Source organism: Methylobacterium sp. WL116 (assembly GCF_008039455.1).
Classification (GTDB): domain Bacteria; phylum Pseudomonadota; class Alphaproteobacteria; order Rhizobiales; family Beijerinckiaceae; genus Methylobacterium.
This window is the reverse complement of the sequence record NZ_VRUV01000419.1, coordinates 1-4051: the sequence shown is the minus strand read 5'-3', so window position 1 is coordinate 4051 and position 4051 is coordinate 1. Positions and strand designations below refer to the sequence as shown.

Sequence of the window (4051 nt, the reverse complement as noted above, 5' to 3'; positions counted from 1 at the left end):
CCCGCGGTCCGCGCGGCGGCGGCGAGGCCCGCGGCGCCTATGGGCGTCTCGGCGGCGCCGAGCGCACCCGGTTCCGCCAGGACCTGTTCCGCAGCGGCGTGCCGCGCCTGGCGGCCGGCGCCTTCGCGCTCACCGTCGGCACGGCGATCGCCCGCAGCTATGAACTGCACCGCCTCCCGCCGGCGATCGTCGAGCTGGCACCGGAATACGAGGATTACAGCTACGTCCTCGTGGACGACGACATCGTCATCGTCGATCCGGACACCTACCAGATCGTGGACGTGATCCGCGGCTGAGGCGAAAACCCGCGCCGGCCTGCCCTCCCTCCTCTGCGGGGGAGGGTGGGCCTCGTGGCGGCAAGGGTCGGGAGAGGCGGGTGCGTCGTCCGGATACGGCGCTCCCCCTCTCCCGATGTGCTTCGCGGGCCGACATCCCGCGCCAACCGAGGGGCGCGGCGGCGCATCGGGCGAGCGGCCCCGGCCCTACGTCCCGCGGTCGAGCATCCGCGAGACGACCCGCGCCGTGTAGTCGACCATCGGCACGATGCGGGCGTAGTTCAGGCGCGTCGGGCCGATCACGCCGACGACGCCGACGATGGTCTGCGAGCCGTCGCGGAACGGCGCCGCGATCAGCGACGAGCCGGAGAGCGAGAACAGCTTGTTCTCCGAGCCGATGAAGATCCGCACCCCGTCGCCACCCTCGGCGCGGGCGAGCAGGTCGATCACGTCCTTCTGCGTCTCGAGGTCCGAGAACAGCAGCCGCATCCGTTCGAGGTCCTCGATCGCGCGGAGGTCGTCGAGCAGGTTGGCCTGCCCGCGCACGATGAGCTGGCGGGCCTCGCTCGGGCCGACGGACACGGCGAGGCCCGCATCGACCAGGCGCTCGGTGATCGCGTCGAGCTCGCGCTTCATCGCCTGGCGGCCCGCCTCGATCTCGGCGCGCAGGCCGCCGAGGGTGCGGCCGTGCAGGCGGGCGTTGAGGTAGTTCGACGCCTCCTGCAGCGCGCTCGCCGGCAGGCCCGGCGGCAGGTCGAGCAGGCGGTTCTCGACCGAGCCATCGTCGGAGACGAGCACCACCAGGGCGCGTGCCGGATCGAGCCGCACGAACTCGATGTGCTTGAGCTGCACGTTGGTCTTGGTCGTCAGCACCACGCCGGCTCCGCGCGAGATGCCCGAGAGCAGGCTCGACGCCTCGGCCAGCGCCGAATCGAAGGTGTGCCGCGAGGCCGCCGCCCGCATCTGCGCCTCGATCCGCTCCTGCTCCTCGCGGCCGACATCGCCGAGCTCGAGCATCGCGTCTACGAAGAAGCGCAGGCCCAGCTCGGTCGGCAGGCGCCCGGCGGAGGTGTGCGGCGCGAAGATCAGCCCGGACTGCTCCAGGTCGGACATCACGTTGCGGATCGAGGCCGGCGACAGGGTCATGGGCAGGATGCGCGCGAGGTTGCGCGATCCCATCGGCTCGCCGGTGGAGAGATAGCCCTCGACGATCTGCCGGAAGATCTCGCGGGCACGCTCGTTCAGCGCGGCGAGGGCCTGCGCCTGCGGCGGTTGGGAGAAGGGTCGGGAAAACTCGGTCACGCGCGGTTCCTGGCCGATGATTGTGTCCCGCTAAAGCCTGCGGATCAATCCATGGGCTTCTCATACGGCGCTCGGGCGCTTCGGGTTGCCGCGTGTGGCGGCGCAGCCTAAGCACCCCGCTCGAATTCGGGAATCAGGAGAACGCCGCATGCGGCCTTCGAAGCGCGCGGCCGACGAGTTGCGCAAGGTCACGCTCGAGCGCTCGGTCGCCCGCTACGCGGAGGGCTCCTGCCTCGTGACCTTCGGCGAGACCCGGGTCCTGTGCACCGCCTCGCTGGAGGAGCGCGGGCCGCACTGGCTGCGCGGCTCGGGCAAGGGCTGGATCACGGCGGAGTACGCCATGCTGCCGCGCGCCACGCACGAGCGCACCCGCCGCGAGGTCAATTCCGGCAAGCCCTCGGGCCGGACGCAGGAGATCCAGCGGCTGATCGGGCGATCGCTGCGCGCCGTCACCAACCTGCCGGCGATGGGCGAGAAGCAGATCACCGTCGACTGCGACGTGATCCAGGCCGACGGCGGCACCCGCACGGCATCGATCACCGGCGCCTGGGTCGCGCTGCACGAGTGCTTCGCCTGGATGCGCGCCCGCTCGATGATCTCGGTCGACCCGCTGCGCGACCACGTCGCCGCCATCTCCTGCGGCATCGTCAAGGGCGCCGCCGTGCTCGACCTCGACTACGCCGAGGATTCGGGCGCCGAGACCGACGCCAACTTCGTCATCACCGGCACCGGCGGCCTCGTCGAGGTTCAGGGCACCGCCGAGGGCAAGCCGTTCTCGGAGGACGAGCTGCTCGCGCTGCTCCGGCTCGCCAAGGGCGGCGTCGCCGACCTCGTCGCCCTCCAGAAGCAGGCGATTGCATGAGCCACCGCATCCTCTCGGGCCGGGTCGTGATCGCGACCCACAATGCCGGCAAGCTGGTGGAAATGCGCGAGCTGCTCGCGCCCTTCGGCGTCGAGGCGGTCTCGGCCGGCGAGCTCGGGCTCGCGGAACCCGACGAGACCGGCACGATGTTTTCCGAGAACGCCGCGATCAAGGCGGTCGCAGCCGCCAACGCCGCGGGCCTGCCGGCCTTCGCCGACGATTCGGGCCTGTGCGTCGATGCGCTCGATGGGGCGCCCGGGCTGTTCTCCGCCCGCTGGGCCGGCGCGTCCAAGGACTTTTCCGGCGCGATGGCGCGGATCTTCGCGGAGCTGGACCTGCGCGGGGCGAGCGACCGGAGGGCGCACTTCGTCTCGGCCCTGGTGCTGGCATGGCCCGACGGCCACACCGAGCTGTTCGAGGGCCGCGTCTTCGGCGACCTCGTCGAGCCGCGCGGCACGGCCGGCTTCGGCTACGACCCGATGTTCCGGCCCGACGGCTTCGACCGCACCTTCGGCGAGATCGCGTCGGAGGAGAAGCACGGGGTCGACTGGCAGACCGGCGACGCCCTCTCGCACCGGGCCCGTGCCTTCGTGAAGCTCGCCGCCGCATGCCTGCGCCGGCCGGGCTGAACGGATCGGGCGATTGCCAAACGGCGCGCACGCGAGCACATCGCGTGCGATGACCGACCGTTCAGGCCCGGACCACCCGACCCGCGATGCGGGCTTCGGCGTCTACGTGCATTGGCCCTTCTGCGCCTCGAAGTGCCCGTATTGCGACTTCAACAGCCATGTCCGCCACGCGCCGGTGGACGAGGCGCGCTACCTCGCGGCCTTCCGCGCCGAGATCGCGCACGTGGCGGGGCGCACCCCCGGCCGCACCGTCTCGAGCATCTTCCTCGGCGGCGGCACGCCCTCGCTGATGCAGCCCGCGACGGTCGCCGGCATCCTCGATGCCATCGCCGCAGCCTGGGGCGTCGAGCCCGGCGCCGAGATCACGTTGGAGGCCAACCCGACCAGCGTCGAGGCCGGGCGCTTCCGGGGCTACCGCACGGCCGGGGTCAACCGCGTCTCCCTCGGCGTCCAGGCCTTCGACGACGCTTCGCTCAAGAGCCTCGGGCGGCTGCACAGCGCCGAGGAGGCCTTCGCCGCGATCCGGGTCGCGCAGGGCGCGTTCGACCGCAGCTCGTTCGACCTGATCTACGCGCGCCCGAACCAGACCGCCGCGGCGTGGCGGCGCGAGCTCACCGAGGCGATCGGCCGGGCGGCCGAGCACCTCTCGCTCTACCAGCTCACCATCGAGCCCGGCACGCCGTTCTACGGGCTCGCCGCCGCCGGCCGGCTGGTGCCGCCCGACGACGAGACCGCCCGCGCGCTCTACGACGTGACTCAGGAGGTCTGCGACCGGGCGGGCCTGCCGGCCTACGAGATCTCGAACCACGCGCGTGCCGGCGCGCAGTCGCGCCACAACCTGCTGTACTGGCGCTACGGCGAATATGCCGGCATCGGCCCCGGCGCGCATGGCCGCCTCGTGACGGAGGCCGGCCGCCTCGGCACCGTCACCGAGAAGGCGCCGGAGGCCTGGCTCGCCCGCGTCGAGCGCGACGGCCACGGCA

General features: G+C 72.2%; 5 protein-coding genes. 4 read left to right on the top strand and 1 reads right to left on the bottom strand.

All coding sequences use genetic code 11. The features are described 5' to 3' along the window. The coding region (locus tag FV223_RS32000; protein ID WP_246689756.1) for a DUF1236 domain-containing protein at nt 1-296 on the top strand (296 nt) is incomplete at its 5' end. 186 nt (nt 297-482) lie between these two features. Here the strand turns inward: FV223_RS32000 and hrcA are convergent. After that, the gene (gene hrcA, locus FV223_RS21860) at nt 483-1577 is read right to left on the bottom strand and encodes a heat-inducible transcriptional repressor HrcA (protein ID WP_147728964.1); all 1095 of its coding nucleotides are present in this window, start codon (nt 1575-1577) and stop codon (nt 483-485) included. A 148-nt stretch (nt 1578-1725) separates the two neighbouring features. Here hrcA and rph point away from each other — a divergent pair, with 148 nt between their 5' ends. The 3 genes from rph to hemW all read left to right on the top strand — a co-directional run. Beyond that, the gene (rph, locus tag FV223_RS21855) at nt 1726-2439 is read left to right on the top strand and encodes a ribonuclease PH (protein WP_147728963.1); all 714 of its coding nucleotides are present in this window, start codon (nt 1726-1728) and stop codon (nt 2437-2439) included. Then, nucleotides 2436-3068 carry an RdgB/HAM1 family non-canonical purine NTP pyrophosphatase gene (gene rdgB / locus FV223_RS21850; RefSeq protein WP_147728962.1) on the top strand — a complete coding sequence of 211 codons (633 nt, stop codon included), beginning with the start codon at nt 2436-2438 and terminating at the stop codon, nt 3066-3068. The genes rph and rdgB overlap by 4 nt, the downstream gene beginning before the upstream one ends. A gap of 49 nt (nt 3069-3117) precedes the next feature. Next, a partial coding sequence (gene hemW, locus FV223_RS21845; protein ID WP_147728961.1) for a radical SAM family heme chaperone HemW occupies nt 3118-4051 on the top strand: 934 nt, incomplete at its 3' end.

Bases quoted from the DNA above. Each gene is read 5' to 3' on its own strand.
- rph (WP_147728963.1), top strand. From the start codon at position 1,726: ATGCGGCCTTCGAAGCGCGCGGCCGACGAGTTGCGCAAGGTCACGCTC.
- rdgB (WP_147728962.1), top strand. From the start codon at position 2,436: ATGAGCCACCGCATCCTCTCGGGCCGGGTCGTGATCGCGACCCACAAT.